The organism is Solidesulfovibrio sp. C21 (assembly GCF_047785625.1).
GTDB lineage: Bacteria > Desulfobacterota > Desulfovibrionia > Desulfovibrionales > Desulfovibrionaceae > Solidesulfovibrio.
The window spans coordinates 1-22,499 of record NZ_JBLODY010000065.1; the positions used below are offsets into that span (position 1 = coordinate 1).

Annotated in this window: 22 protein-coding genes; 19 read left to right on the top strand and 3 right to left on the bottom strand. The window is 63.8% G+C overall.

All coding sequences use genetic code 11. The features are described 5' to 3' along the window. Window positions 1-65: 65 nt before the first annotated feature. Window positions 66-464 (bottom strand): response regulator, encoded by a 399-nt coding sequence (locus tag ACMZ6R_RS16035; protein ID WP_416113277.1) that lies wholly within the window; start codon window positions 462-464, stop codon window positions 66-68. Between the two features lie 584 nt (window positions 465-1,048). On the opposite strand from ACMZ6R_RS16035, the gene ACMZ6R_RS16040 reads away from it, so the two are divergent. Continuing rightward, a complete protein-coding gene (locus ACMZ6R_RS16040; RefSeq protein WP_416113279.1) occupies window positions 1,049-1,852 on the top strand; it encodes a nitroreductase family protein in 804 nt (267 codons plus the stop codon). Between the two features lie 180 nt (window positions 1,853-2,032). Here ACMZ6R_RS16040 and ACMZ6R_RS16045 read toward each other — a convergent pair whose 3' ends face one another. Then, window positions 2,033-4,138, bottom strand: coding sequence for a SpoIIE family protein phosphatase (locus ACMZ6R_RS16045; protein WP_416113281.1), 2,106 nt, complete (start codon window positions 4,136-4,138; stop codon window positions 2,033-2,035). Between the two features lie 193 nt (window positions 4,139-4,331). Here ACMZ6R_RS16045 and rpsF point away from each other — a divergent pair, with 193 nt between their 5' ends. From rpsF to ACMZ6R_RS16095, 10 genes are all read left to right on the top strand, one after another. Further along, window positions 4,332-4,640, top strand: coding sequence for a 30S ribosomal protein S6 (gene rpsF, locus ACMZ6R_RS16050; protein WP_416113283.1), 309 nt, complete (start codon window positions 4,332-4,334; stop codon window positions 4,638-4,640). 3 nt (window positions 4,641-4,643) lie between these two features. After that, window positions 4,644-4,901, top strand: coding sequence for a 30S ribosomal protein S18 (gene rpsR / locus ACMZ6R_RS16055; RefSeq protein WP_416113285.1), 258 nt, complete (start codon window positions 4,644-4,646; stop codon window positions 4,899-4,901). Between the two features lie 11 nt (window positions 4,902-4,912). Beyond that, window positions 4,913-5,482, top strand: a complete 570-nt coding sequence (rplI, locus tag ACMZ6R_RS16060) for a 50S ribosomal protein L9 (RefSeq protein WP_416113287.1) — start codon at window positions 4,913-4,915, stop codon at window positions 5,480-5,482. Continuing rightward, complete coding sequence (gene dnaB / locus ACMZ6R_RS16065) at window positions 5,454-6,908, top strand: replicative DNA helicase (RefSeq protein WP_416113289.1); 1,455 nt, start codon at window positions 5,454-5,456, stop codon at window positions 6,906-6,908. Before rplI ends, dnaB begins: the two co-directional genes overlap by 29 nt. 106 nt (window positions 6,909-7,014) lie before the next feature. Next, window positions 7,015-7,848 carry a methyltransferase domain-containing protein gene (locus tag ACMZ6R_RS16070; RefSeq protein ID WP_416113291.1) on the top strand — a complete coding sequence of 278 codons (834 nt, stop codon included), beginning with the start codon at window positions 7,015-7,017 and terminating at the stop codon, window positions 7,846-7,848. A gap of 39 nt (window positions 7,849-7,887) precedes the next feature. Further along, window positions 7,888-9,186, top strand: a complete 1,299-nt coding sequence (locus tag ACMZ6R_RS16075; RefSeq protein ID WP_416113293.1) for a phenylacetate--CoA ligase family protein — start codon at window positions 7,888-7,890, stop codon at window positions 9,184-9,186. Further along, window positions 9,183-9,689 (top strand): DUF456 domain-containing protein, encoded by a 507-nt coding sequence (locus ACMZ6R_RS16080; RefSeq protein ID WP_416113295.1) that lies wholly within the window; start codon window positions 9,183-9,185, stop codon window positions 9,687-9,689. Before ACMZ6R_RS16075 ends, ACMZ6R_RS16080 begins: the two co-directional genes overlap by 4 nt. Before the next feature lie 13 nt (window positions 9,690-9,702). Then, window positions 9,703-11,163: a threonine synthase gene (gene thrC, locus ACMZ6R_RS16085; protein ID WP_416113297.1), complete on the top strand. Its 1,461-nt coding sequence runs from the start codon at window positions 9,703-9,705 to the stop codon at window positions 11,161-11,163. A gap of 111 nt (window positions 11,164-11,274) precedes the next feature. After that, a complete protein-coding gene (locus ACMZ6R_RS16090) occupies window positions 11,275-11,724 on the top strand; it encodes a hypothetical protein (protein WP_416113299.1) in 450 nt (149 codons plus the stop codon). Between the two features lie 6 nt (window positions 11,725-11,730). Further along, the gene (locus ACMZ6R_RS16095; RefSeq protein WP_416113301.1) at window positions 11,731-13,266 is read left to right on the top strand and encodes a glycosyltransferase family 39 protein; all 1,536 of its coding nucleotides are present in this window, start codon (window positions 11,731-11,733) and stop codon (window positions 13,264-13,266) included. A gap of 382 nt (window positions 13,267-13,648) precedes the next feature. Here the strand turns inward: ACMZ6R_RS16095 and ACMZ6R_RS16100 are convergent, their stop codons facing one another. Next, window positions 13,649-14,218 (bottom strand): hypothetical protein, encoded by a 570-nt coding sequence (locus ACMZ6R_RS16100; protein WP_416113303.1) that lies wholly within the window; start codon window positions 14,216-14,218, stop codon window positions 13,649-13,651. 218 nt (window positions 14,219-14,436) lie between these two features. Between ACMZ6R_RS16100 and ACMZ6R_RS16105 the strand changes: the two genes are divergently transcribed. The 8 genes from ACMZ6R_RS16105 (at window position 14,437) to ACMZ6R_RS16140 (ending at window position 22,444) form a co-directional block, all read left to right on the top strand. Then, the gene (locus ACMZ6R_RS16105) at window positions 14,437-15,774 is read left to right on the top strand and encodes a sigma-54 interaction domain-containing protein (protein ID WP_416113305.1); all 1,338 of its coding nucleotides are present in this window, start codon (window positions 14,437-14,439) and stop codon (window positions 15,772-15,774) included. 156 nt (window positions 15,775-15,930) lie between these two features. After that, window positions 15,931-16,728: a TlyA family RNA methyltransferase gene (locus ACMZ6R_RS16110; RefSeq protein ID WP_416113307.1), complete on the top strand. Its 798-nt coding sequence runs from the start codon at window positions 15,931-15,933 to the stop codon at window positions 16,726-16,728. Window positions 16,729-16,803: 75 nt separating this feature from the next. Next, entirely contained in the window at window positions 16,804-17,031 is a 228-nt protein-coding gene (locus ACMZ6R_RS16115; protein ID WP_416113309.1) for a type II toxin-antitoxin system RelE/ParE family toxin, read from the top strand. A 21-nt stretch (window positions 17,032-17,052) separates the two neighbouring features. Further along, complete coding sequence (locus ACMZ6R_RS16120; protein WP_416113311.1) at window positions 17,053-17,391, top strand: HigA family addiction module antitoxin; 339 nt, start codon at window positions 17,053-17,055, stop codon at window positions 17,389-17,391. Window positions 17,392-17,458: 67 nt separating this feature from the next. Continuing rightward, window positions 17,459-18,079 (top strand): nitroreductase family protein, encoded by a 621-nt coding sequence (locus ACMZ6R_RS16125; protein WP_416113313.1) that lies wholly within the window; start codon window positions 17,459-17,461, stop codon window positions 18,077-18,079. 177 nt (window positions 18,080-18,256) lie between these two features. Continuing rightward, window positions 18,257-20,431: a malate synthase G gene (locus ACMZ6R_RS16130; protein WP_416113315.1), complete on the top strand. Its 2,175-nt coding sequence runs from the start codon at window positions 18,257-18,259 to the stop codon at window positions 20,429-20,431. A gap of 233 nt (window positions 20,432-20,664) precedes the next feature. After that, window positions 20,665-21,102 (top strand): flagellar basal body-associated FliL family protein, encoded by a 438-nt coding sequence (locus ACMZ6R_RS16135; RefSeq protein ID WP_416113317.1) that lies wholly within the window; start codon window positions 20,665-20,667, stop codon window positions 21,100-21,102. 157 nt (window positions 21,103-21,259) lie between these two features. Continuing rightward, window positions 21,260-22,444 (top strand): mechanosensitive ion channel domain-containing protein, encoded by a 1,185-nt coding sequence (locus ACMZ6R_RS16140; RefSeq protein ID WP_416113319.1) that lies wholly within the window; start codon window positions 21,260-21,262, stop codon window positions 22,442-22,444. Window positions 22,445-22,499 lie beyond the last annotated feature (55 nt).

Sequence of the window (22,499 nt, forward strand, 5' to 3'; positions counted from 1 at the left end):
CGTATGCGCCGGGGGAGGGGGCTTTTTACAAAAAGCCCCCTCCCCCGGCGCATACGCTTTCTCTCTCAGCCAAGCAGGCCCAGGGCGGCCAGCTTGTCCAGCAGTTCGGCCCGATTGGGCGGCTTGACCAGGTAGGCCGCCACCTGGCCGTCGAAAAGCGCGGTCATGGTGTTGGTCTCGTCGTCCATGGAGGTGACCATGACGGCCTTGACCCGTTTTTCCGGGGGCACGCCGCCGGCTTCCTCGGCCTGTCGGATGCGGGAGAGCGTCTCGTGCCCGTCCATATGGGGCATGATGATGTCGAGGAAGACCACGTCGAAGGGCGTGCCGGCAACGGTGGCGTTGCCCACGGCCGTCACGGCCTCGGGGCCTGAGGCGCACATGACGCATTCGGCCACCCCGGCGAGATGGGATGCCAGAACATGGCGGCTGGCCAGGTCGTCGTCCACGACAAGTGCCCGCATAGGACCTCCTCGAAAATTAAATATCTATTACGCCAGGTGGCGTGACACATCAAGAAAAACCTGTTGTGAAAGCAACTCATGCTGTATCTGGTCACGCTTTTAATGGAAATCGTCACGTTGTGCGGGTGTGATTTTCCGCGTAGGCCGGGTGTCATGCCCATAGACCCAAGGAGCGCGGTATGACGGCGATGCATCACGAGGCTAAGGCAGCGGTTTCGGACATCATATACATTCGGGGCATCCCATCTAGGTGCCCGGAAACGGCGAAAGACAAACAGGCCACGGCCACCCCGGTCGCCGTCGTAGTGTCCCGCCCCTAGGCCAAGACGCCCTGGTCTTCTAACGATCCGCACTCGCAACGCGGATCGTCACATTCCACAGGGACCGTCGGCCGGCCCCGTCTCCCTGCCCGGGTCCGGCCGCCTCTCCCCAAGCCGATTTTCCTCCTTCCCCCGGTTCCCTCCGGGGTATCACGCCACGCCAATGTGCCTTCTTGTCAAAGCCGGCAAGCCGGGTAGGTTCGGGCCGTGTCTGGTTTCGCGTCCGCGCGGACGCGGCCGAGTCGCGCCATAAGGAGGCATCGTATGGATCTGATCACGGTGGATGCGGACAAGTGCAAGAAGGACGGCATGTGCGTTGCCGTGTGCCCGAGCCGGGCGCTTGAACTGGCCGCCGATGGTGGCCCGGCCGTGGCCGACGCGGCAATCTGCAATGCCTGCGGGCACTGTGTGGCGGTGTGCCCCCACGGCGCCCTGGTCAATTCCCGGGTGGACGCCGTCAACCCGGACGCGCCGCTGCAACCGGCCTCACGGGATTGGCCCGTGCCCGAGGCCATGGACCGCCTGCTGCGGGGCCGGCGCTCCATCCGGGCCTATGCCGACAGGACGGTTGCCCGCCAAGTGATGGAGGAGCTTCTCGATGTGGCCCGCTATGCGCCGACAGCTTCCAACGTCCAGGAAATTCGCTGGGCCGCGACCGTTGACCCCAAAAAAGTCCACGAACTGGCCGCGCTGACGGCGGCGTGGTTCGCCGGCAACAACAGCCGGGCCGTCTATACGCGCTACGCGGGATTGTGGGCCAAGGGACTGGATGTGTATTTGCGCGGCGCGCCGGCCCTGGCCGTGGTCCACACCGACGCCTCGATAGCCTTCGGACCGGCCGACTGCGGCATCGCCTTGACGTTTTTCGAGCTGGCCGCCGTCTCCCGGGGGCTGGGAACCTGCTGGGCCGGGCTTTTGACCTACGCCGCCAAGGGCGATCCCGCCGTGCGCCAGGCCCTGGGCATCCCCGAAGGCCATACCGTCCACGGCGGGCTCATGCTCGGCTACCCGAAGTTCCGCTACGCCGCCATCCCCCCACGCAATCCCGTGTCAGTACGTTGGATATAGGAGAGGGGAAGAGGGTGCGAGAGGGGAAACCCTTTGAAAAGGGTTCTCCCCTCTCGCGCTCTCCCCTTCCTAAACCTTATAGCTGGGGTAGCGGGGAACAGCCCACTACTACTAAAAGTCTTTGGAAGGGGGGCCCGGGGGGGAACTTTTCTCCAGAAAAGTTTCCCCCCGGTTCCTCCCTTAGATAGCTTTTATAACCACTAAGGTGATGTCGTCGTCGCGGGGGGCGCCGGCCTGGAAGTCGGCCACGTCCTTGTGGACGGCGGCCAGGATTTCCGCGGCCGTGGCGGCGGCGTGGGAGCGCAGCATCTCCCGGAATCGGTCCTTGCCGTACATCTCGCCGGTCGGATTGCGGGCTTCCCAGATGCCGTCCGTGCCAAGGGCCAGCATCTGTCCCGGGGCCAGTCCCGGGCGGCTTTGCTCCTCGTAGGCGTATTCGGGGAGAATCCCCAGCGGCAGTCCCGGTCCCATGAGTTCCTCGAAGGCGTCGTTTTGCGGATCGTAGACCAGGGCCGGATCGTGTCCGGCCCGCGACCAGCGCAGCCGTCCCTCGGGGCCGAGGCCGCCATTTTCCAGGCGCAGGAAAAAAAGTGTGATGAAGCGGCCGGAATCGGCCGTGTCGCGGCACAGCAGGCTGTTGACCAGGCTGAGCAGGGCGGACGGCGACGGGTCGTTGCCCTGGCCGCCGCGCAAAAGCGCCCGGCCGGTGGCCATGAAAAGGGCTGCCGCGATGCCGTGTCCGGTGGCGTCGCCGACGGCCAGATCGATGCCGGACGCGCCGGAGCGGTTGAACTGGAGGTAGTCGAAATAGTCGCCGCCGGTTTCGTCGCAAAAGATCGTGCCCCCGGCGATGTCGAGGCCGGGCACGGCCGGCGGGGCGGCGGGCAGGAGGTTTTGCTGCACCTCCATGGCGAGGAGCATGTCCTGTTTGAGCCGCAGCCGTTCGGCCAGCTTCGGGGCCATGTTGTTGAAGGAAGCGGCCAGCTCGGCCAGCTCGTCCCGGCCCGAAACCGGGGCCCTGGCCTGCAAGTCGCCCTGGGCCAGCCGGCTGGTGGCCCGGCAAAGGGCCGTCACCGGCTTTGTCACCGCCTTCGCGCCGAAATAGGCCAGAAGCGCTGCCGCGAGCAGGGCCACCACGGCCACGACCACGACCACGGCCAGCATCCGCTTGGTGCGGGCCAGGATGGCCGCTTCGGCCGAATCCGCCTGATGCAGCACGGCGGCCTTGGGCACCAGCACGAGCAACCCGGCCGGGGTGTCTGGGAAGGGCTTGAGCACCGCGAAATAGTCCGCATCGCCCACATGGAGCGGGACCAGGGCCGACTTGTGGGCGTCGATGTCCCGGGCCAGCTTGGCCTGGGCCTCCGTGTCCACCGAAGCCAGGGGCACCGGTGTCAGCGGGGTGTCCCAGCCGTGGGAGGCGGGCATGAAATCCCGGCTGGCCAGCACCACGAGACGCTTGCCGTCCGGGGCGTGGACGATGAGCGCCCGCACGCCCTCGCCCCAGCGGCGCGACAGGTCGCTTTCCGGCAGCATGGTTTCGAGCGGCGCGTCGAGGGCGGCCACGCCCAGGAGCCCGCCGGCGGCATCCCGGATAGGCCTGGAAATCGTGGCTTCCAGGCGGCCGCTCGAGGCGTCGACCAGGATGTTCCAGGCCTCCCCCTGGCGGGCCATGGCCGCCTTGTACCAGGGCCGGTCGCGCGGATCGTAGCCCTCGGGAAGCTGGCCGTGGCCGGGATAGGAACACATGAGCCCGTTTGGCAGGGCCACGTAGGCCCACAGCATATTGTCGCCAAGGGTACGGTTCAGGGACTGGAAGGTGGGCAAAAGCCGCGACAGCCTGGCCGCGTCTTCGGCATGGGCCTTTTGGGGGGTATTGGGCGGAACGCTGAAGGAAATGGCGTCGCCGGTTGCCGGGATGCCCCGGTCGAAGATGGCCGCCAGGGGGGTGGTTCCGGCCGGCAACCCGCCGGCGGCACTAAAATCCCGGTCGTAGAAGACCCGGGCCTTGGGCGGAGGCGTTTCCCGCAGGGACTGGGCGGCCTCCCGGGACAGCAGGGTCAGGGCCAGTTCCAGCTTTTGCCGGTTGTCGTTAAGGTCCTCGCCGATGAGGTCGACCATCAGGGCCAGTTCCTGTTCCGAGGAATGCCGAAAGGAAAGCGACGTGTGGTCGGCCAGTTCCTTGCCGAGCAGCCTGCCCTCGCGCAGGGCGTAATAGCTGACGAAGACAAGCGGCGGCAGGGCCAGGACAAGCAGAATGCAAAGCAGTTTGGTGCGGATGCGCATGGGCTCCTCGGCAGGCTTCGGGCCGCCTGGCGGCTCATGATGCGACAGGTTTTACCCCTGTCCGCGTCCGCTTGGCAAGTCGCGGCCAAAGACCTTGACAGGTGATATGGTTGCGGGTAACGACTCCCCTTCGCCTTGCTCTTTCCAATGGGGGCTCACCCCGAGAAAGGGCCATGGACCATAAGGAGGAACCATGCGGAAATATGAAGCGCTGCTGTTGCTCTCTCCGGAGCTGGCGGCCGAAAACCGGCAGGAGATCATCGAGAACCTCCAGGGGGTTCTCGAGCGCCAGCAGGCCACCATGCTGACCGTGGACGAATGGGGTATGCGCGATCTGGCCTATCCCGTCGAGAAAAAGACGCGCGGCCATTACACCCGCCTCGAATTTGCCGCCCCGGCTCCGGCCATCGCCGAGTTCGAGCGGATCGTGCGCATCACCGACGGCATCATGAAGTTCATCACCGTCAAGCTCGCCGACAAGTTCGTGCCCGAGGGAGCGTAACTCATGGCCTATAAGAAGAAATTCACCCCGAAGAAGAAGTTCTGCCGTTTCTGCGCCAACAAGAACCTGCCTGTGGATTACAAGCGTCCGGACGTCCTGAAGGATTTCGTCACGGATCGCGGCAAGATCATCGCCCGGCGCATTACTGGCACCTGCGCCAAGTGCCAGCGCCGCCTGACCGTTGAAATCAAGCGCGCCCGGCAGATGGCCCTTCTGTACTATACGGCCACCCACAGCGCCGAGCTCCTCAAGAAAATGTAAGGGAGAGACCCATGGAACTCATTTTGCGCGCGGACGTGGAAAACCTGGGCCGCCTCGGCGACAAGGTCGCCGTCAAGCCCGGCTACGGCCGCAATTACCTGATCCCCCAGGGCCTGGCCATGCTGGCCTCCGACGCCAATATGCGCCGTTTCGAAAACGAGCGTAAAAAATTGCAGGCCAAGCGCGACGCGCTGGCCTCCGCCGCCCAGACGCTGGCTGAAAAGCTTGCCGCCGCCGAGATCATTATCGAGGTGCGCGTGGGCGAGGGCGACAAGCTCTACGGCTCCGTCACCTCCGCCATCATCGCCGACAAGCTGGCCGAGCAGGGCGTCGAGATCGACCGCAAGAAGATCGTTCTCGACGAGCCCATCCGCGCCCTGGGCCAGTACGAAGTGGCGGTGAAGCTCCTGCCCGAGTTGCGCGGCACGGTCAACGTGACCGTCAAGCGCCAGGGCGGCTACGAGGAAGAGGAATCGGTCGCCCCGGCCGTCGCCGAAGCCGAGGGTGAGGCCGCCCAGACGGCCGAAGTCCCGCAGCAGGCCGAAGAAGCCAGTGGACAGCCCGAGGAAGAAACCGCGTAGCCAGAAGTCTTCCGGCATGGCCGGAAGCGGCGAGCCGCTGACCGGGCAGGCCCTGGAGCGGGTCTCTGCTGACGTCCTTAAAAAGATCCCCCCCCAGAACCTCGAGGCCGAACAGGCCGTTTTGGGGGGGATTTTACTCAAAAACTCCGTCCTCTATAACCTCGTCGACCTCGTCGGCGAGGACGATTTCTATTCCCCGGCCCATCGCCTCATTTTCCAGGCCATCCTGGACCTCTCCGCCAAAAACGCACCCATCGACCTGGTGTCCCTGGCCGAGGCCTTGCGCGTGGCCGGCAAGCTGGACGAGGTCGGCGGCCCGACCTACCTGGCCGAACTGACAGCTTCCACGGTTTCGGCCGCCAACGCTCTGCACCATGCCGGCATCGTGCGGGAAAAGGCCGTCCAGCGGAAGCTTATTTCCACTGCCCTCGACATCATTACCCGCTGCTACGAAGGCGGCCAGGAAACCGAAACGCTTCTCGACGAGTCCGAGCAAGCCATTTTTTCCATTGCCGACGCCCGCTCCACCCGGGGCCTGCATTCCTCCAAGGACCTTGTTACCCGCGTTTTCGAGCTGATCGAAAAACGCATGGAAAACAAGGAACTGGTCACCGGCGTGCCCACCGGCTACTACCAGTTCGACGAATACACCGCCGGGCTGCAGCCCTCGGACCTCATCATCGTTGCCGGCCGGCCCTCCATGGGCAAGACCGCCTTTGCCATGAACATGGCCATGCGCGCCGCCGCCATGCACAACGTGCCGACGGCCATCTTCTCCCTGGAAATGTCCATGGAGCAGATCATGCAACGCATGCTGTGCTGCTGGGGCAAGGTCGATCTGGCCAAGTTGCGGCGGGGACGGCTGGACGACGAGGACTGGTCCCGGCTCTACGACGCGGCCAACAACCTGTCCCCGGCGCCCATCTTCGTCGACGACACCGCCGCCATCACCACCATGGACCTGCGCGCCCGTTGCCGGCGGCTCAAGGCCGAGCACGGCCTGGGGCTCGTGGTCGTGGACTACTTGCAGCTCATGCGGGCCTCGCGCCATATCGATTCCCGCGAACAGGAAATTTCCGACATCTCCCGGAACCTGAAAGCCCTGGCCAAGGAGCTGCACCTGCCGGTGGTGGCCCTCTCGCAGCTCAACCGCAAGGTCGAGGAGCGCGCCGACAAGCGCCCCATGATGTCCGACCTGCGCGAATCCGGGGCCATCGAACAGGATGCCGACGTCATCATCTTTCTTTACCGCGCCGCCGCGTATAAGAAAAAAGAGGAACTCACGCCCGAGGACAACGTGGCCGAGGTCATCATCGGCAAGCAGCGAAACGGCCCCACAGGCATGGTCCGCCTGACCTTCCTCAAGGAATCCACGGCGTTCGAGAACCTCTCCGATATTCCGCCCCCGTCCGAAATGGGCATGTGATCTTTTTTTCGGCAGCCCACGCGGCTTGATCGAGGTTTCGGCCGGGCGTATAGCCTGCGCAGCAAACCGGCGACAGATTGTCGCCCTTTCGCGGAAGAAGCAGACCATGGTTGCCCAAGACACCCCATTCGAATGGCAATGGCAATTGTCCTGTTCCGGACCGGAGGCTTACGAGCGCTACATCGTTCCGGCCTGGATGGGCCGGTGGGCCGAGGCCCTGGTTGCGGCAGGCGCGGTCGGGGCCGGGGATCGGGTGCTCGATGTGGCCTGCGGCACAGGCGTCGTGGCCCGCAAGGCTGCCCGTCTGGTCGGCCCGAAGGGCAGGCTGACCGGCGTCGATTTCAACGAGGACATGGTGCGGGCGGCAAAGAGGTTCGCAGACCAGGAGGGCCTGTCCGGCATCGAGTGGCATTGCGGCGACGTCTTGGGGCTTCCCGGCGACAAGCCGGAATACGACGTGGTTTTGTGCCAGCAGGGGGTGCAGTTTTTCCCGGATCGGCCGGCGGCGTTGAAGGCCATGCGGGCGGCCCTGGTCCCGGGCGGACGCCTTGTCCTGAGTTGTTGGCGCGCGGTTGCGCGGATTCCTCTGTTCGCCGTTTTGGCCGACGTCCTGGAAGGCTATTTCGGTCCGGCGATGCGCGCCGGATTCCAAGCCTCCTCTTCGCTTTCCGACCGTGAGGACCTTCGTGCCCTGCTTCAGGAGGCCGGTTTTAACGACATCCGCGTCCGGCTTGAGATACAGGCGGCCCGGCACCCGGACCTCTTGGAACTTCTTGCGGGTTATCTGTCCGTTTTCCCTTCTGGGACGGCCATAGCCGCCATGTCGGAAACGGATCGGGCGGCGATGTTTCGCAGCATGGCCGAGGGCCTGCGCGATTTCCAGGATGACGACGGCCTGGCCGTGCCCATGGAAAGCCATGTGGCCACGGCGATGCGTTAGCTCTGGGTGGTTCCACCTTTTCCTTAAAAAGGAAGCAGCGTGTATTACGACGAAGCGGAAAAGCTTTCGAGGCTGGAGATCGAGCGTTTGCAGCTGATGCGTTTGCAGCGGACGCTTGCCCAGGCGGCCAAGTCGCCTTTTTATACGGAGCGGTTCAAGGAGTGCGGCCTGGACGTCGATGCGGTCAAAAGCCTGGACGACGTAACAAGGCTGCCGTTTACCACCAAGCAGGACCTGCGCGACAGCTATCCGGACAAGCTCTTGGCCATGCCCCAAAGCGAGATGGTGCGCATGCACGTCTCCTCCGGCACCACCGGCACGCCGACGGTCATCTACCATACGCAAAAGGACCTGGAGTGGTGGGCGTCGCTCATGGCCCGGTGCATGCACATGGTGGGGCTGCGCAAGACCGACGTCTTCCAGAACATGTCCGGTTACGGCCTTTTTACCGGCGGGCTCGGCATCCACTGCGGCGCGGAGAAGCTCGGCTGTCTGACCATTCCGGCCGGTGCCGGCAACAGCCATCGCCAGATCAAGCTCCTTATGGATTTCAAGGTCACGGGCATCCATATCATCCCGTCCTATGCGCTGTATCTGACCACCATTTTCGCCGAACTGGGCATCGATCCGCGCACGCTGCCGCTGCGTATCGCCCTGGTCGGGGCCGAGCCCTACACCGAGGAATCGCGCCGGCGGCTGGAAGCCCTCTACGACATGAAGTGCTACAACTCCTACGGCCTGTCCGAAATGAATGGCCCGGGCGTTGCCTTCGAGTGCACGGAGCAGCACGGCATGCACGTCTGGGAAGACGCCTATCTGCCCGAGATCGTGGACCCGGTCACGGGCGAGCCCGTGCCCGACGGCGAGTACGGCGAGCTGGTCATGACCAGCCTCGGCCGCGAGGGTATGCCGATCATCCGCTACCGCACCCGCGACATCACGCGTTTTCTGACCGAACCCTGCGCCTGCGGCCGGGAGCATCGCCGCATCGACCGCCTGCAGGGGCGCTGCGACGACATGATGATCGTCAAGGGCTGCAACATCTTTCCCATGCAGATCGAGCGCATCCTCATGTCCATGCCCGAGGTGGGGGAGAACTATCTCATCATTCTCGAGCGCGAGGGCTTCATCGACAACCTCCGGGTCAAGGTGGAGATCCGCGACGAGTTTTTCGTCGAGGACATGCGCCAGCTCGGTTCCCTGCAAAAGCGCATCGCCGCGCGGCTTCGCGACGAAATCCTGGTCACGCCAAAGGTGGAGCTGGTGGAGCGCAACTCCCTGCCCAAGTCCGAGGGCAAGGCCAAGCGCGTGGTGGACAACCGGGAGCAGGGCGCATGACGATCGTGTGGGCGGGGCTTTTCCTGCTCGTGCTTCTGGCCTGTCTGGGCCTGCACGTGTTCGGGCTGCCGGGCAACTGGGCCATGCTCGGGCTTGTCGCCTTGTGGGATTATCTGCATCCCGCGCCGCATTTCGGCTTTGGGTTTTACGCGCTGCTCGTGTGCGTGGCCCTGGCCGGCGAGGCGGTGGAGCTTTTCGCCCAACTCTTCGGAGCCAAGCGCTACGGGGCCACGGGCAAGGGCAATCTGGGCGGATTTCTTGGCGCTTTGGCCGGGGCGCTTTTGGGCGCGCCGTTTTTTCTCGGCATCGGGGCCCTGTTCGGGGCCGTTGCCGGGGCTTTCCTGGGCTGCTATGTGTTCGAGCGCGCCCACGGGCGCACGGATTCCGAGTCCCGGCGCGCGGCCATGGGGGCCATGTACGGCAAGGTGTTCGGGATGACGGCCAAGGTGGCCTGCGGCGTGGTCATGTGGGTGGCCGCGGCCCGGCAGGTGTGGCCGGTCTAAAGAAGGAAACGGCATGATAACGGTCAGCGATTTCCCCAAATACCGGGGCAAGATGGAATATGTCTGCCTGGGCTGCCAGGCGCGCTTCGACATCCGGGAGCTGTACTACACCTGTCCGCATTGCGGCGGCGTGTTCCTGCTCGAGGACACGACCTTCGACAGCCTGCTGGAATACCCGGCCAGCTATTGGCAGGCGCTTTTCGACAAGCGCGCCGCCACCCGCACCACGGCCCTTCGCGGCGTGCTGCGCTTTTACGAGCTTATGGCCCCGGTCATGGACGAGGAGGACATCGTCTACCTGGGCGAGGGGCATACCCCACTCGTGGCGGCCAACGCGGCGCTGACCGAGCTTGTCGGCGCGCCTTTTTACTACAAAAACGACGGCCAGAACCCCAGCGCCTCCTTCAAGGACCGTGGCATGGCCTGCGCGTTCAGCTATTTGAAGCACCTGGTGCGGGTCAACGGCTGGGATTCGGTTCTGACCGTGTGCGCCTCCACCGGCGACACCTCGGCCTCGGCCGCGCTTTTCGCCGCCTATGTGGGCGGGCCGATCAAGTCCGTGGTCATCCTGCCCAAGGGCAAGGTCACGCCGCAGCAGCTGGCCCAGCCCCTCGGCAGCGGGGCCACGGTCATCGAGGTGCCGGGCGTGTTCGACGACTGCATGAAGGTGGTCGAGCATCTGGCCGACAACTACCGCGTGGCGCTTTTAAATTCCAAGAACGCCTGGCGCATCCTGGGCCAGGAGTCCTACGCCTTCGAGGTGGCCCAGTGGTTCGGCTGGGACACCTACCGCAAGTGCGTGTTCGTGCCCATCGGCAACGCGGGCAACATCACGGCCATCATGGGCGGGTTTTTAAAGCTCAAGAAGCTCGGTATGATCCGCTCCCTACCGCGCATCTTCGGCGTCCAGTCCCACCACGCCGACCCGGTCTGGCGCTATTACGACGAGACCGAGGCCGACAAGCGCCATTTCGAGCCCGTGTCCGTGACGCCGTCGGTGGCCCAGGCGGCCATGATCGGCAACCCGGTGTCGTTCCCGCGCGTGGCCCATTTCGCGGCCGAGTACGAGAAGATCGGCGGCCCGGGCAGTTTCCAGGTGTTGCAGGTGACCGAGCAGGCCATCATCGAAGGCATGCTCACCGCCAACCGCCACGGGCACATCAGCTGCACCCAGGGCGGTGAGTGCCTGGCCGGGCTCATGAAGGCCCGGGAGCTGGGGCTGGTCGAGCCCTCGGAAATCTCGGTGCTCGACGCCACGGCCCATCATCTCAAATTCATCGGCTTCCAGGAGATGTATTACGAGAATACCTTCCCCGAAGCCTATGGCATCACGCCAGATCCCAAGTTCGTCAACCGGCCCCGGGGCGTGATGACCGACGCGGACAAGGCGGCGCTTTCGCCCGAGGACTACACGGCCAAGGCCGCCGAGGCCATTGTTGCCGAGCTGGGGCTCGCACGCCGGGTGTCCGCGTAGCCTGTTTTTCAGTTTGCGGACGGTGTGCGGCGGGCGTCACGCGTCCAGGGAGGGACGCCCGTGGTGAAGCGGCGGTGGGGACTATGGCTCGGGGGGGGCGTTTCGCTCGTTTTGCTTCTGGGGCTTATCCTGGCCCAGAAAAAAGCGGTCGCCTTCGCGGAAGTCGATCTTTTTTCCGGTGCGCCTTGTCAGTACCGCACGATCAATATCTTCCCTCCCGAGCAGGACGCGGGAGGGGGGACATTCCGCTGGGTTCTGGGCCGGGTGGCGGGCGTACGGTTCTATAGCCAGGAACCGGCCCCTTCCAGATTGCGCCTTGCCCTGCGCGGCGTCTTTCCCGACCAGCGCATTGGTGTGCTGCTGAATGGCTCTCCGGCCGGCGAGATTGTCGCCGCCTCCGGGAATGCGACGCAAGTGCTCGACATGCCGGTGGCCTTGCGCAAGGGGCTCAACGAACTCGCCTTCGTCAGCTCCGTTTATAACGGCGTCCCGGCGCGTCTGCTCAACGACGACCGGCCGTTGGCGTTCATGCTGCAACGGTTGACGATCCGGTTGCGGTAATCCCCCATGTCGCTGTCACGCTCTGCTGTGATATCCCTTTTGAGCTTTGTGCTTTTGTCCGGGGGCTTGGCCTTATACGTCTCCCTGTCCGCTCCTGTGGGCTCCTGGCGTACTCTGGCCTTTAACGCCTATGACATTCAGGACAATGCCGATCCGGACGGTCTATACCTGCCCTCGGCGGTTGCCTTTGACAATGAGGGACGCTTTCCGTTCGTGCTGGGAACCCCGGGGATTACGCTGCACTATATGCTGTATGGCGTAGAGCGGGCGTATTATTTTGTGGCGAGTCCGGCCAATGTCTCTTTCATGGAATTTTGCGTCAAAAACTGGGACCGGGTGCATGTCATTGCCAGATGCGCCTGTGCCGCAGTGGTCATTGCATCGGTTTGCCTCTTTTTTTTCGTGTTGCAACGACTCGGACTGGACGCTCCCACAGCCGTCCTCGGTTCACAACTTTATTTCCTGTCGTTTCCTGTTCTCATATTTCTGACAAAGATCACGCCCGAAGGCCTGATGGTCTTGTTTTTTCTGTTAAACTATTGGTATGTCCTCAAGTATAGGGAAACAGGACGTCTTGTCGATATTGTATTCTCCGCCTGTTTTTGTGCTCTGGCACTCGGCAGTAAGGTACATTACATTTTTATGCTGCCGGTGATCAATGTTGCCTATATTTGGTTTGTAAGAAGAGATGTGGCGTTCAAAGCTGTGGCCTTGTTCGCTGTTGTGCTGCTGTTATGTGGTCTTGTGTTGCTCGTCAATTTCGATCTGCGGCAGTGGGTGAGTGGCTGGCAGAATTTTGTAGCGTATTATTACCAGAATCTGTCGAAGCTAACAGGAGGGCAGGCACCGAAGAGCATGTCACTTTTGGGCGCTTTGGGCTCGTTTGAGGCCGTGGCCTCGTCTTTTTTTATGGATGTCATTGCACTTCGTGTAGCAAAGAGCGAGTTGCACTTCGTCGTGTTGTCGCTTGTCCCGCTTTTTTGTCTCGGTTTGATCGGCATCATGAAGCATCGTCATTGGAACGCCGACGAAATTTTTTTGACCGCGACAGTCCTTTGCGGCATGCCGGTGGTCATTTTTAGAGGCAGCTATCACTATTGGTTTTTTTGTATCATGCTGATGAGCCTGTTCGGATCGCGGTATATTACGGGCAATATTTTGCAACCATCCGCAAAGAAATATGCTCTTTTCGTGGCTGTTTTTTTAAGTGTCAGCAGTATTGTTGGTTTTGTGTATGCCAAGAGCTATGATATTGCCTATTATAAAAAGAATGTCGGCCCGTATTATACCGCGTTGCACGCAGTTGCCTATGGGCAGCGTGTTGGAATCCTGCGTTCCCCGTATGCGAACACGTGGCAAAATATTGGCGGATTTTACATTTCCTTCGGGCTTGATGAGCATTTACGGCTAGCGAGGGCGTTCCGCGACAATTTCGCCCCGATTGATGCCGTCTCGCAAGAGAGTCTCTACAGGAATTATGTCTTTGCCTGGGTGGCGGAATCGAAGACCGGCTTTGACGTCGCCGTGTGCGGCGCGCACTGACGCCTGAAACGCCTTGTTACGGGTGGTGAGCTACGGCGTACAGGCGCGGCGAGCGGTCGGCATAAAAAGCGCAGTCTTGGGGGCCTTTCGGGTGCCGGTTCCCTACAGGTGACCAAGGCTGCGCCTGGGAAAAATCGGCGAACGCGTCCCGGCGAAGGAGGTTGGCAAACCCGGACACGGTCGCCGCGGTCGGGATACGGGAGGGGTCGGCTCCGTCATCCCTGATTCATTTTTTCGAGGAGGGGGGAGCGAGAGGGGAAACCCTTTAAAAAAGGGCAGTAGCCCCTCTCGCGTTCTCCCCAACCGCTAAAAGTCTTGGGAAGGGGGGCCTGGGGGGAAACCTTTCTTCAGAAAGGTTTCCCCCCAGTCTCTTCTCCTCGCCCTAAGCGGCCTTCTCGGACGGGACGCCGCAGGCGGCGCGCACGACGTCCATGTCCACGACCACGGGCTCGCGGAAGGTGAATCCCTGGCTCTGGCCCCAGCTTGCGCCGTCGGCCGGCCGGCCGTCGTAGAGGACGTCCTCGAGCACCAGATAGTCGACCACGTCCAGGATGTGGTCCCAGCGCTGGACGATGAAGTGGAACTTGGCCGGGTCGAAAGATCCGACGTCGCTCCAGGTCCAGGTGCGGGAGCAGGACTCGTCGTCGTAGCCGAGCAGGCAGACCTTGTTTTCGCTGCTGTCGATGCATTCACGCTGGGTGAGCGTCACGGCGTCGGTGGCGACTTGGGACGGCTCGATATCCAGGAGCGCGTCGTCGAGCCTAGCCTCGAGGCACGAGTCGGCGGTCAGGCGCATGCCGCAGGTGTTGTTGCCGCTGGCGCGCCACCATTCGAGGGAATTGGTCTTGTACAGGTTCTCGCCAAGCAGGCAGACCCGGGCGGCGGTCGCGTCGTCGACGGGATGCAGCGCCAAGTCGCAGCACATGCCGGTGATGGTCAGGTTCAGATTCATATGACGTCTCCTTGGAGTGAAAATTATGATGTGTCCCCTGTGTTATTGGGAAAAAAAGCACTTTCCGTGCCGATATGAATTCTATTTGTTTTCGGTATGTTGGGAGGACAGGTTGCCAAGTGGCTTCGGATGAGGACGATTTTTGCTTCCGTTGCCATTGACCCCGTCGGGCTTCGGGCGCACACTGCAATCACGCCGAGACACTTGCCGGAGCCTGCATGAAGCGACCCCTTGACCCCTTTCCCGGCGACGATGCCAGCGCATTCGCCTTGGAGAACGTGGCCGACGGCGTGTTCGCCGTGGACCGCGATTTCATCATTCGCTATTTCAACCTCGCCGCCGGGGAGATCGCCCGTGTCGCGCCCGCCGATGCCGTGGGCCGCACCTGTCGTGAGGTCTTGGGTGTCACCAACTGCCGGTCGGTCTGCGTGTTGCGCCAGTGCATGGAAGAGGCGCGACCCATTGCCAACCGCATCGTCACGCTCAAGCGGGCGGGCTGTCCCAATGTGCCCGTATGCGTGAGCGTGGCCCCGATCTGGGCCACGGGCGGCATGGTCATCGGCGGGGTGCAGGTTTTTCGCGATCTGTCCGGCGGTGGCTTCGTCAGCCGGCTGGCCGGCTTGCAGCCGCTGGACGATTTCGGGACATGCGACCCGCATCTGTCCGAAATCGTGCGGATGCTGCCCCAGATCGCCCAGAGCGACTCCACGGTATTGCTGCTTGGCGAATCCGGCACGGGCAAGGAAGTTTTCGCCCGGGCCATCCACAAGCTTTCCCAGAGAAGCACCGGCCCGTTCGTGGCCGTCAACTGCGGCGCGCTGCCCGAGCAACTCATGGAGTCGGAGCTTTTCGGCTACAAGTCCGGGGCCTTTACCGACGCGCGCCGGGACAAGCCGGGCCGGTTCGCCCTGGCCGATTCCGGCACGCTTTTGCTCGACGAAATCGGCGACCTGCCCTATGCCATGCAGGCCAAGATTCTGCGCGCGCTCCAGGAACGCTCCTACGAACCCCTGGGGGGCGTGGAGACGCTGCCGGCGGATGTGCGGGTCATTGCCGCCACCAATCGTGACCTGGGCCGCATGGTGGCCGAGGGGTCGTTTCGCCAGGACCTGTATTATCGTCTGAATGTGGTGGTGATCCGCATCCCGCCCCTGCGCGAGCGGCCGGGCGACGTGCCGCTGCTCGTCGAGCGGGTGCTTGGGCGCTGCCGCATGGCCGTGGCCAAAAACATCTCGTCGGTCAGTCCCGAAGCCATGGAAAAGCTCATGGCCCACAACTATCCGGGCAATATCCGGGAGCTGGAAAACATCATCGAGTACGCGGCCATCCTGTGCCAGGAGCAGGTTATCGAGCCCTGCCATCTGCCCGAGCATTTGCGTGGCGAGTCGGGGGGATGCGGGGTGCGCACCGGCCGGACCATGGCCGAGGTCCGTTTTCTGGCGGCGCGCGAGGCGGTGGAGCGGCATGGCGGGAATCGCAATGCCGCCTGCCGGGAGCTGGAAATTTCCAAGGATACCTTGCGGCGCATTCTCGGTCGCCGCGATGCGGACGCGTAGCGCGTCTTTCTTAAAAATAGCGGACGTAAAATACGTCCTCCCCTTGTTTGGGGAGGCTGGGGAGCACCGCGCTCTTCGGAGCAACGGTTGGGAGCGGGCGGCCTTTTTCGGCTGCGGGCTTGGGCCGCGTCCAATCGCGCTTTTGCAGGGGGAACCATGGCCAAGGAAAAATACCGGGCGGACCAGCTCGTGTGCGAGCAGGGGTTGGCCGAAACGCGGGAGCGGGCCATGCGACTGGTCATGGCCGGGCTGGTGCGGTTCGTGGCCGACGGCCGGGAGATGCTCGTGGACAAGCCGGGGCGGATGTTTCCCGCGGGCACGGTCTTTTGCCTTGAACCGGGCGAGCGTTACGTCAGCCGGGGCGGGGGCAAGCTCGAGACGGCCATCGAGGCTTTCGGGCTCGATTTCTCGGGCATGGTAGCCCTCGATGCCGGCGCGTCCACCGGTGGTTTCACGGATTGTCTGCTCCAGCATGGCGCGGTCAGGGTCTATGCCGTGGACGTGGGCACGGCCCAGCTGCATGAAAAATTACGGGCTGATACGCGCGTGGTGTCCATGGAGCAGGTCAATTTGCGCCATGCGCCGGACGATTTGCTGCCCGAGTCGGTGCACGCCGTGGTGGCCGACGTGTCCTTTATCTCGCTGACCAGGGTGTTGCCGGCCTGCGTGCGGTTTCTGAGGCCCGGCGGGTTGGTGGCGGTATTGGTCAAACCCCAGTTCGAGCTGACGCCGGACAAGGTGGGCAAGGGTGGGGTGGTGCGCGAGGAGGCGCATCGCCAGGAGGCGATCGCCCGGGTCACGGATTTCGCCCGCGACGAACTGGGGCTCACCCTCACCGGCGTGGTGCCGTCCAAGGTCAAGGGGCCCAAGGGCAATCAGGAATATATGGTGGTCTTTTCGCTTGCCGAAGAATGTCTGGACCGATCCACCGGGATTGCCCCAGAAGCTGTTTGATATTATCTGAAAGATAATGATCCTCGGTTTCGCCTGTCCTCATACCGAGGCGCTGTTCCTGCGGCGGGTGCCCCTATGCCGCGATTGCCTGCGGCGCTGCAACAGGCGGCCCGGCGCAAATTGCGGCAACTCCATGCCGTGGAACGCTTGCAGGATATGGCGATCCCGCCGGGGAACAGGCTGGAGAAGCTGGTGGGAGACAGAAAAGGTCAGTTTTCCGTTCGGATCAACGAGCGTTATCGGATTTGTTTCGTCTGGGAAAACGGCAATGCCCATCAGGTCGAAATCGTTGATTATCATTAAGCAGCAAGGTACGGCTAGACCATGGACCTATTGGAAAAGCTCCCACCCATCCATCCCGGCGAAATCCTGTATGAGGATTTTATGAAGCCGCTTGGACTTTCGCAGAACGCGCTGTCCAGGCGTCTTGGCGTGCCGCCCGTGACGGTGCACAAGATCATCCACGGCAAACGGTCCATCACCACGGAAACCGCTTTTCGGCTGGCGCGTTTTTTTGGCAATACGCCCGGGTTCTGGCTTAATTTGCAGCGGGACTACGAAATCGAAAAAGCCGAGGACGACCTGCTTCCCGACCGCGTCGCAGCCGAAGTCCGCCCCCTTGATACCGCCGCATCCGGCCGGGACAACAGCCGGTTGCGCTGATCCGGGCCGTATCCCTAGTGGCTTTTGAGCCGCGCCGTTTATCACGAAAACAAAGGAGTTATGCGTCATGTCCATGAGCGTGAAGGATGCCATCGCCGCGCGCCACAGCGTGCGCGCCTTTGCCAGGAAAGCCTTGACCGAAGGCGAGATCACGGAACTCCTCGAGGCGGCACGTAACGCCCCCTCGAGCCTCAATTCCCAGCCCTGGCGCTTCAAGGTCGTCACCGCTGCGGCGGACCTGGCCTGGTTCGGCACCAGCGAGGCCACGCGCAAGCAGGGCTGGCTTTCCGCCGCGCCGGCCATCATCATCAGTTGCGTGGACCTTGTCCATTACGTCAAGGATTCCCAGGCGGCGGCGTTTTTCTTCCGCGACAACAAGTTGATCGAGGGCGAGCCCATGGACGGCATCGACGCCTATGTGGCCCGGGAGGCCGCGGCGGCCGAGCAGGCCAGGTTCGGCGCCTGCGCCATGAACACGGCCATCGCCGAGGCGTTCTTGATGCTGCGGGCCACGGAAATGGGCCTTGGCGCCTGCTGGGTGGGGATGTTCGACGAGGCCAACATCAAGGCGCGCTTTCACCTTCCCGAGGGGTATCGGGTGGTCAACATCATGGCCGTGGGCTGGCCGGACGAGGCGCAAGTGTATCCGCGCAAGCGCAAAAGCCTGGAAGAGATCGTCATTTCCTGACACACCACGCACCGTCGGCGGACGTCCGATGCACGTCCGCCGACGGTGTCGGCCACACGCCTCCCGCCGATCGGCCCTTCCCCCCTAGGCGCGCCGCTCCAAATCCCGTACAAGTTCTCGAACCTCATCCGTCCGACAAGGACGATTGTCTGCTTCGCCCACGCAAGGAGCACCGCCATGCCAGACGACCGTATCGCCATAGCCGGCCTGTCCGTGGAAAAGACCCTGTACGATGTCCTCGTGACCGAAATCCTGCCCGGAACCGGCATCGACGAGGCAGCCTTTTTCGCCGCCCTGGCCGGCATCGTGGCCGAACTCGGCCCCGAAAATCGCGCACTGCTGGCCCGCCGCGACGCCATGCAGGCCGCCATCGACGTCTGGCACCGGCAGCGCGCCGGCCAGCCCCACGACCCGGAAGCCTACAAGTGTTTTCTGGTCGGCATCGGCTACTTGCTGCCCGAAGGCCCGGATTTCGCCATCGAAACGACCGGCGTGGACGCGGAAATCGCCGTGGTGCCCGGTCCCCAGCTCGTGGTGCCCGTAACCAACGCCCGCTATGCCATAAACGCAACCAACGCCCGCTTCGGCAGCCTCTACGACGCGCTTTACGGCACGGACGTCATTCCCGAAACCGGCGGTGCGGCCAAGCGGCCGGGCTACAATCCCGGGCGCGGCGCGGCCGTGGTCGCCTATGCCGCCGCCTTTCTCGATATGGCCGTGCCGATTGCCTACGGCCAGCATGCCGATGTGACCGCCTACGCCGTAAAGGACGGTGCGCTTCTCGTGACCTTCGTGGGCGGCCAGACCACCGGGCTCGCCCGGCCGGAGCGGTTCGTGGGCCATGTGGGCGATCCCGGCGCGCCCACAAGGATTTTGCTGCGCAATCACGGCCTGCACATTGAACTGGTCTTCGACCGCAGCCATCCGGTCGGCGCGGCCAGCCCCTCGGGCCTTCGCGACGTCGTCCTCGAAGCCGCCGTGACCACCATCCTCGACTGCGAGGACTCCGTGGCCGTGGTGGACGGGGCCGACAAGGCCCTGGCCTACCGCAACATGCTCGGCCTTTTCCGGGGCGACCTGACCGCCCGGTTTAAAAAGGGCGGCAAGGTTGTGGAAAGGGGACTGAGCCCCGACCGGACCTACACCGCGCCGGACGGATCGGGACTTGCCATCCCGGGTCGAAGCCTTCTGCTCGTGCGCAACGTCGGCCACCTCATGACCACGGACGCGGTCCTGGACGCGGCCGGGCAGGAAATCCCCGAGGGCATCCTCGACGCCATGGTCACGGGGCTTGTCGGGCTCCACGACCTGCGCGGGACAGGGACACTGCGCAACAGCCGCGCCGGCAGCGTGTACATCGTCAAGCCCAAGATGCACGGCCCGAACGAGGTCGCCTTTGCCTGCGAACTCTTCGACCGGGTGGAGGACGCGTTGGGCATGGCCCGTAACACGCTCAAGATCGGGGTCATGGACGAGGAGCGGCGCACCTCGCTCAACCTCAAGGAATGCGTGCGCGCGGCCAAGGCCCGCATCATCTTCATCAACACCGGTTTTCTCGACCGCACCGGCGACGAGATCCACACCGTCATGGAGGCCGGGCCGGTGGTGGCCAAGGCGGCCATGCGCGAAACGCCCTGGATGGCGGCCTACGAGGACGGCAACGTGGACGTGGGGCTTGGCTGCGGTTTTTCCGGCCGGGCCCAGATCGGCAAGGGCATGTGGGCCAAGCCGGACAAGATGGCCGAGATGGTCGCGGCCAAGATCGAGCATCCCCGCGCCGGGGCCAACTGCGCCTGGGTGCCGTCACCCACGGCCGCAACGCTCCATGCCATGCACTACCACGCAACGGACGTCTTCGACCGCCAGCGCGAACTGGCCGGCCGTCCCCGGGCCGGCCGCGAGGATCTGCTCGTCCTGCCGCTTCTGGGCGAGGCGCGGCCTACGCCGGACGAGGTGACCCGGGAACTCGAGACCAACGCCCAAAGCATCCTCGGCTACGTCGCGCGCTGGGTGGACCAGGGAATTGGCTGTTCCAAGGTGCCGGACTTAAGCGATGTCGGGCTCATGGAGGATCGGGCGACGCTGCGCATTTCCAGCCAGCACATCGCCAACTGGCTGCGCCACGGCATCGGCGACGAGGGGCAGGTACTGGACGTGCTGAAGCGCATGGCGGCGGTGGTGGATCGGCAAAACGCCGGCGATCCGGCCTATCGGCCCATGGCCACGGATTTCGAGGCAAGCCTGGCCTTCCTTGCCGCGCGCGACCTCATTTTCAAGGGGCGCGAGCAGCCCAACGGCTACACCGAGCCCATCCTGCACGCCCGCCGGCGGCAGGCCAAGGCGCGGGGCTGATCCCGATCCTCCTAAACGGATTGTAAGATTCCGGCAGGAAAACCGGAAGGAAACACAGGGCATAATCGCCGACGGCGAGTTGGCCGGCCTGCGGCGTCTTGTCCCGGTTCTAAGCTCCGGCCGTGGACAGAAGCCGTGGGCCGGCCTAACATGCTCCACGCGTCATCAAGCGGCGCAGGATCGGTCCGGGCGGCACAGGCCGTTTGAGGCCGGGCGAAGGAGGCGCTTGCGGCATGCACAACTTTATGAGGATCGGCCTGCTCGTGTTGGCTTTTTTGCTGGTGCCCCCGTCGCCATCCATGCTTATGGCTTCTTCGGAAGGCGGGCACGGAGGCGAGGCCAAGGGCGGCGAGAAAAAGGATGCCGGCAAGGCCGAAAACGGGGCCATTGTCCTCGGCCCGATGACCGTCAATGTGCTCAGCAACACGGGCTACCGCTTCCTGCGCCTCACCCTGGACGTGCAATGCGAGGACAATGCCTCGGCCGAGCGCCTGACGGACGCCGACTGCAAGCAGGACCTGATTTTCTTTCTCTCGTCCAAATTGGCCGAGGACCTGATGACCAGCGCCGGCAAGATGGCCCTGCGAAGGGATCTTATCCTGCTTTTCAGCAAGTACACCGGCCCGGGCAAGGTCAAAAACGTCTACTTTACCGAATTCGTCTTTCAATGACGGGAGCGGCGCGGAGGATGCCGGCGGCCGTGTTGACGATAATTCGTAACATGCGGCCGTATTTGGCAAAACCGCGCTGCCTGTGCTAGCTTCTGGCCATGGCCCGTGGGACAGGAGCGCTTTCGTTCCGACAGCATGCGGGCCCAAGGAGGTGGCGATGGTTGGCGATGCGGCGAAATTTTTCGCGCTGACGGCGATTTTGGCGCTCTGCGTGCTGGTTACGGACGCCGGCCCCTGCTTTTCCCGGACCGAGCCGCCGGCCCAGGTCCTGGTGCTGGCCGCCGCGCCGGTCAAGCACGTCATCAAATCCGGCGACACCATAAGCCTGCTGGCCCAACACTACGGCGTGAGCGCCGCCGCCATCCTCAAAGCCAACCCCGGCCTCGAGCCGTCCCGCCTCCAGCTTGGCCGGTCCATCCTCATCCCGGCCGGCGGACAACCGGCGCAGCCTGCCGTCCAGCCCAACAGACTCCCCGGTATCCCGACCTTGCCGGACGGACCGCCGGAAAGTGTCGAACTGCGGCCGGAAAAGGCTCCCCAGGCCACACAGCCGCTTCAGGAACATGCCCTCACTGAGGGCAAGACGCCCGCCGCTCCCGCGCCCCCACCCGCCGCTGCGAAACCCGCCGAAGCCGCCGCCGGCCCGGCCGCGCCCGCCGCCGCACCCGAGGCAGCCACCGCTGCGGCCGGCGCGGCCAAGGCGGCCGTGGACCAGACCGTGGCCGCCATAAAGGAAAACACCGCTGCCGCCGTGCCCGTGGCTGTGGACAAGGTGGGGGGGCGCACCCGCTTCGCCGTGGGCGGCAAGGCGTTTTTCGCCGACCAGATCGTGCCCCTGGCCCTGTCGCTCGGCAGCAAGATCATGTCGGCGCTTCTGCTTTTCGCGGCCGGCGTCTGGGTGTCCGGGCGCCTCGCCGCCTTGCTGGTGCGGGTGTTGCGGGCGCGCAACGTGCCCCAGGAGGTCCTTTCCTTTGCCGGCAGCCTCACCCGCTACGGCCTGTATCTCGTGGTCGTCATCGCCACGCTCGGGCAGCTCGGGTTCAACGTCAGCTCGCTGCTGGCCCTTTTCGGCGCGGCCGGTCTGGCCGTATCCCTGGCACTCAAGGATACGCTGTCCAACTTCGCCTCGGGCGTGATGCTGCTGCTGTTCCGGTTCTTCCGGGTGGGCGACCGGGTGAACGTGCCCGGGGCTTCGGGCGCGGCCGGCATCGTCACGGACATCGACGTGTTCAATACCGTCATCCGCTCGGATACGGGCGAAACCATCATCGTGCCCAACTCCAAAATCGCGGGCAACGTCATCGTGGTGACCCCGTCGGGCGTGAAAGAGAAGGAAGATTGAAGCAGTGCGAGAGGGGAACCCTTTTTGAAAAAAGGGTTCCCCTCTCGCGCTCTCC

Bases quoted from the DNA above. Each gene is read 5' to 3' on its own strand.
- ACMZ6R_RS16035 (WP_416113277.1), bottom strand. From the start codon at position 464: ATGCGGGCACTTGTCGTGGACGACGACCTGGCCAGCCGCCATGTTCTG.
- ACMZ6R_RS16040 (WP_416113279.1), top strand. From the start codon at position 1,049: ATGGATCTGATCACGGTGGATGCGGACAAGTGCAAGAAGGACGGCATG.
- ACMZ6R_RS16045 (WP_416113281.1), bottom strand. From the start codon at position 4,138: ATGCGCATCCGCACCAAACTGCTTTGCATTCTGCTTGTCCTGGCCCTG.
- rpsF (WP_416113283.1), top strand. From the start codon at position 4,332: ATGCGGAAATATGAAGCGCTGCTGTTGCTCTCTCCGGAGCTGGCGGCC.
- rpsR (WP_416113285.1), top strand. From the start codon at position 4,644: ATGGCCTATAAGAAGAAATTCACCCCGAAGAAGAAGTTCTGCCGTTTC.
- rplI (WP_416113287.1), top strand. From the start codon at position 4,913: ATGGAACTCATTTTGCGCGCGGACGTGGAAAACCTGGGCCGCCTCGGC.
- ACMZ6R_RS16070 (WP_416113291.1), top strand. From the start codon at position 7,015: ATGGTTGCCCAAGACACCCCATTCGAATGGCAATGGCAATTGTCCTGT.
- ACMZ6R_RS16080 (WP_416113295.1), top strand. From the start codon at position 9,183: ATGACGATCGTGTGGGCGGGGCTTTTCCTGCTCGTGCTTCTGGCCTGT.
- thrC (WP_416113297.1), top strand. From the start codon at position 9,703: ATGATAACGGTCAGCGATTTCCCCAAATACCGGGGCAAGATGGAATAT.
- ACMZ6R_RS16095 (WP_416113301.1), top strand. From the start codon at position 11,731: ATGTCGCTGTCACGCTCTGCTGTGATATCCCTTTTGAGCTTTGTGCTT.
- ACMZ6R_RS16100 (WP_416113303.1), bottom strand. From the start codon at position 14,218: ATGAATCTGAACCTGACCATCACCGGCATGTGCTGCGACTTGGCGCTG.
- ACMZ6R_RS16105 (WP_416113305.1), top strand. From the start codon at position 14,437: ATGAAGCGACCCCTTGACCCCTTTCCCGGCGACGATGCCAGCGCATTC.
- ACMZ6R_RS16110 (WP_416113307.1), top strand. From the start codon at position 15,931: ATGGCCAAGGAAAAATACCGGGCGGACCAGCTCGTGTGCGAGCAGGGG.
- ACMZ6R_RS16115 (WP_416113309.1), top strand. From the start codon at position 16,804: ATGCCGCGATTGCCTGCGGCGCTGCAACAGGCGGCCCGGCGCAAATTG.
- ACMZ6R_RS16120 (WP_416113311.1), top strand. From the start codon at position 17,053: ATGGACCTATTGGAAAAGCTCCCACCCATCCATCCCGGCGAAATCCTG.
- ACMZ6R_RS16125 (WP_416113313.1), top strand. From the start codon at position 17,459: ATGTCCATGAGCGTGAAGGATGCCATCGCCGCGCGCCACAGCGTGCGC.
- ACMZ6R_RS16130 (WP_416113315.1), top strand. From the start codon at position 18,257: ATGCCAGACGACCGTATCGCCATAGCCGGCCTGTCCGTGGAAAAGACC.
- ACMZ6R_RS16135 (WP_416113317.1), top strand. From the start codon at position 20,665: ATGCACAACTTTATGAGGATCGGCCTGCTCGTGTTGGCTTTTTTGCTG.
- ACMZ6R_RS16140 (WP_416113319.1), top strand. From the start codon at position 21,260: ATGGTTGGCGATGCGGCGAAATTTTTCGCGCTGACGGCGATTTTGGCG.